This is a genomic window from Myxococcus sp. AB056 (assembly GCF_006547365.1).
GTDB classification, from domain to species: Bacteria; Myxococcota; Myxococcia; order Myxococcales; family Myxococcaceae; genus Myxococcus; species Myxococcus virescens.
In genome coordinates, this window is the sequence record NZ_VHLB01000028.1 from 19,611 (window position 1) to 24,334 (window position 4,724).

General features: G+C 64.7%; 1 protein-coding gene. It reads right to left on the bottom strand.

Annotated elements, in window-relative coordinates:
• Nucleotides 1-109: 109 nt before the first annotated feature.
• A complete protein-coding gene (locus FMP39_RS14870; RefSeq protein ID WP_194858405.1) occupies nt 110-4,132 on the bottom strand; it encodes an RHS repeat-associated core domain-containing protein in 4,023 nt (1,340 codons plus the stop codon).
• Nucleotides 4,133-4,724 lie beyond the last annotated feature (592 nt).

Genomic DNA, 4,724 nt, shown 5'->3' on the forward strand with positions numbered 1-4,724 from the left:
GCGCTCGCCAACTCCACCCGGGGTGGAGAGCGCGGCGCGTCCTGCCTGCCGTCCTACGCTGCATGTATGAACCGTGCTTCATCGTGGCGCCTCGCCCGTTCCCCTGCCGTTACTGCCCTGTTACGTCACGCCGCGTGCTGTCGCGCTCTACGGCCAGGTTCAACTCCACCCCATGCCGGGGATCCTCCCCCAGTGAGGCTCCAGGAGCGGGATGGCCGTTCCAGGTCGAGCCCCCAGGAAGACGCATGTTGGCCTCCGCTTCCGTGCGCAGGCTCTGGAGCGGATTGTTGTGGGCGTAGACGTAGGGCGCGGCACTCCGGCCCTGAAGCGCGTTCGAGATGATGACCTGAGGATCGAGGACGCGCGGATCCGGCTGGAAATACCGTCCCACGCTCGGGTCGTAGGACCGCATGCCTTCGTCGAACAGGTCCGACTCGGTGTCGTAGTACTGCCCCACCCGTCGGAGGTTCGTCCAGAAGGGGGCTGCCCCGTTCTCGAAACGCCGGTACTCGTAGGCGGGAATCGCGACGCCACGCCGCCGCGCGGTTCCTGGACAGGTGCAGTTCGAAGGCACGCCCGCGTCCGCACCACAGGTGGCGGCATCGCAGGTCATGTTGGTGACGAACTGCACGGCGACTTCGCCATTCGTGGCTTCGACCCAGTCGCTCCAGACCATGCCCCGGTTCGTGCCACTGTAGGGGCCTGCGAGCTGGGCGCCCGTACTCCCATCCTTGAGGAACACGTAGTCGTGTGCGGGCTCGGTGTCGATGAGGCTGAAAAGCACCCGCGCCTGGAGCTTCAGTGATGCGCTCCGAGCCAGCTGCTGGAATCGAGTCAACTCCTGGTCGAGGCCATCACCGTAGGGATTCCCGGACATCGCGTAATGGGATACGCGATTGACGTGTCCGAGCGGATCGTACTCGCCGGTCCCCGTGATGCGGCCATTCGCATCCATCATGAGCACGGGCCTGCCGGCGTGGTCCGTGACGATGAAGTAGAGACCACAGGCAGCCGGGTCTCCGTTGCGTGCACACTCGGGCGAGTCATCCGACAGTCGGGTCCACTGCGGCGTGAACTTGCCGCGAACCACGGCCACCGGCCTGCCCCCCAACCACACGAAGTCATCCTCAATCAGGTAGTTCACCGGCGCGAGGATCCGATCGCCGCCTCTGTCCGACAGCAACTGGTCGCCCAGGTCGTGAAAAAACTCCTCACGAACGCCCGTCGGATAGTCCTTGAGACGCCGACGATTGAAGGCGTCGTACAGGTAGACGTAGTAGGAGTTCGTCCAGCCCACGCTCATCGAGCGCATGTGCTGGTCCCGCACGCCGTCCGCCGGATTCAGGTTGAGATGGGTATGACTATCACCCGTCGTGAGCCGGTTCGTGGCCTTCCTGCTCACGTTGCCATTCGGGTCGTAATAAAAGGTGTTGGCGAACATGGGCCCCGGGCCCGAGTTCTCGACGAACAAGTGGTCGGGATCCTGGGGGCCGTAAAAATGATAGGTCGTCGTCCTACTGTGACCGTCTTCCGAGGACGATGTGCGATTGCCTCGACGGTCGAAGACGTAGGTCCTCGATGCATACGGCCCTCCCGCCGCGGCAAGGTTTCCAGAAGGACGACTTGCGCTCGTGAGCCGCAACGTCCGGTCGTAGGAGAACTCCTCTGTCTGGGCCTGCGTCGAGTCGAGCAAACAGGTGTCGATCCTGCGCACCAGGTCAGCGGTCCATGTATAGGTGCGGCTGTAGATGTCCCCAGTCCCCGAACCAGGGCTGAGCGGTCCGGACGACACGCGCAAGGACCGGAGTCGCCCTGTCAGATCGGTCGACGCGGCTGAAGGCGGCGTATCTGCGCAGGCCGCCGCTGACGTCGCCGGCGGTATGGAGGCATCGTCCCCGAGCATGTACTCCACCGAGCGGGTGACGTCTGCACGAACGTGCTGCTGCTGGTAGCCCCTCAAACCGCCGTACGGCTCCCAGACCACGCCGCTGATGACGCGTCGGGTCTGCCACTCCGTGCCATCGTGGTGTGTCACGTCGACGGCGGTGACCCGGTCGACGCCGGCCCCCACGCCATGGACATACGACACCTGTCGGCCGTGGGGATACGTGATGGATGCGAGGTTGCCGTTCGGCGTGTAGCCGTAGTGGGTGTCCGGATTGAGAGCGAGCCCCTGGCCGCACCCGGACGCATTGGCCCGCACCCGAATCTCGCGAACCACCCGGCCGAAGTCATCATATTGGTACCAGGTGCGCCCAAAACTATCCTCCCGATACCGAAGCCGGCCCATGCTCTTGAGCTGCGTCGCACAGCCAGACGGAGGCGTACCCTCGTTGTCATACGCGAGCTTGTAGTGCGTAAAGGCGAAGTCCGCGTCCGCGTAGAGCGCCTGGACCTGGACCAGTCGGGAGAGATGGTCGTACGTGAAGATTAGCGGGATCTTGAAGGTACTGCCCATGTACGGCGAGACCTCGACGGTCTTGTTGCCGAGCGCGTCGTAGGCATAGCGCATGGCGCCATTCATCTGTGGGGGCGCGACCTCCACGAGATTGCCGAAGTCGTCATAGGTGAAGGTCGCGGAAGGCTGCGTGCATGCCTCGAAGGTATTGCTGCTGAGGCAACCCGCCTTGAGGGACGAAACATTGCCGTGTGCGTCGTAGCGCAGCAGCAACCGCTGTCCCTGCCCCTCGGAAGGAAACTCGTCGACTTGTTCGAGACGGTTCGCCCGGTCGTACGAAAGCGAGCTGCAGACCGCAGTCGACGGCACGCCATTGGGCCCCACACCGCACCACGCAGGCGGGGCGTTGAAGGCATGTCCAACCCCAGTCAGGTTGTCCGCACCGTCAAATGACTTCGCGCTCGTGTAGCTGCCAGGCCCAACACCCCACTTCTCGTGCGTGGGGCGCAGATGCGCATCCGCGGCGAAGGAGCGCACGCGACGAGCCACGCCCGGTGCCTCCAGGAATCGCTCTTCCTTCAAGGAACCGTCCGGCCAATATGTGAAGGCGACCTTCTCCGTCCAGACGGCTCCCGTGCTATCCGCCGCCCGAGCCTTCCATTGAAGGTTCTCGGTGAGTGTTCCGCCACTACAGGCCCCAGAGGGTGTCCCGGTGCGGTAGCAGAACACCTCGAAATTCGCTTCAGGCCGCTGCACCCACGCGAGGTGCCCGTCGTCATAGCCAAAGCGGGTGACGATGTCCGTTTGTGGCCCGGAGGTTCGCACCGTCTGCGCCGTCAGAAGGCCATCATTCCAGGTGAAGACGGTGGTCACGCCGTTCGCATCGACGCGCTCAGTGACGTTTCCAGCGACATCATATGCGTTGAATCGCGTGTCGACGGGCGCGCTTGACGGGCCTGCGGGAAAGCGAGCCACCCGCCTCAGCCGGTTCTTGCGGAAGCCCGTGGTCTCCGAGTCCGCCCAGTAGAAGTATTGTGTGAGCGGGTAGTTGGTTCCAGCCTGGCAGTCCGTGGCGGCCTCGCCATCCACCCAGCAAGGGCCGTGGACCTCGAGGACCCGCCCCAATGGATCCGAGGTCTCCTCACCCGTGCGCTGGACGAAGTAGAAGGTGCCAATCCACCGCTTCTGGGGGCTCCAGGCATTCGTCTGCCTGTCCATGTCACGGGTCCACCCGGAACGAATGGAAGCCACCAGCCGGCCCGAGGTGTTGTAGCGGTGGTAAGTCCGGGCCCGCTCGTCAGCGCCGCCCAGCAAGCTGGCCTTCTCCACCGAAGCCAACTGCTGCTGTCCACCGGGCCCGTAGCTGTGGGTGTAGTGCTCTTCGACGAGTGCGCCAGTGCCCGCCATGTCCTGGGCCCCGCGGAGCACGGTCCTCTTCTCCATCGTCATTGCGGGCGCCCCGGCTCCCTCACCGGACGGAGCGTGGACGTACACCTCCCAGGCATCCCGCTTGTTCTTGATGGCGCGCTCGTAGGCGTGCGCGTTCTCGGTCGCACAGGCCCATTCGTGGCGCACGCTGCCTGGGCTGCATGCCCCGGCGGCGTCACATGAGTCCACCGTCTGGTAGACGCGAGGGACACCACCCGCCTCCGTGCCGGGCAGGGAGGAGAAGACGCGTGAGAAAGATGCCGGCGACTCCTGCCCGTTCCCGCGACCCGCTGCCGGCTCCGTCACGGTCTGAGACCACGGCTCGACGCCGCAGCAGTCGCTTCCGGGAAGGCACAGGCTCTGCGCCAAGGCGTTCCCCGGAAGCATGATGCACAAGGCGCCAAGGAGCGAAACAGAAGGACCCATATACGGCTTCATCGAGACTCCGCTACAGCGCCGGTCCAGCCTTCAGGCGGCGCGCACACCTGCCCTCCGGCGGAGGGATGAATCTGGACGCAGCTCCAGGCTTTCGGGCAGTCGTCATCACTGCGGCACTGCTGGCTGCAGAAATAGTCCTGATCGAGCTGAGGCCCGGCCCGCAGGCAGAGGCGGGAATGGCAATCGGACTCGCCGCCAGTGGCACAGCGCTCTCCCAGTGCCTTGGTCCGCTGCTTCGCCTGCTCGAACTGGTGGACCGGCCGTACCGAACTCGATGGAGTGGCAGGAACATCGGACTGCCGCTCTACCGTCGTCGCGGCTTGTTCGCTACAGCCGAAGCTCCAGGTCAGCATCCACCCCAGGCACAAGGACCGAACCAGTGTTCGGTGCATGGATGCTGGACGACTCGCAGTCGCCGTCACCGGGCCAGGGCAGAGCCCTCTGCGATTTCGCGAGGAGG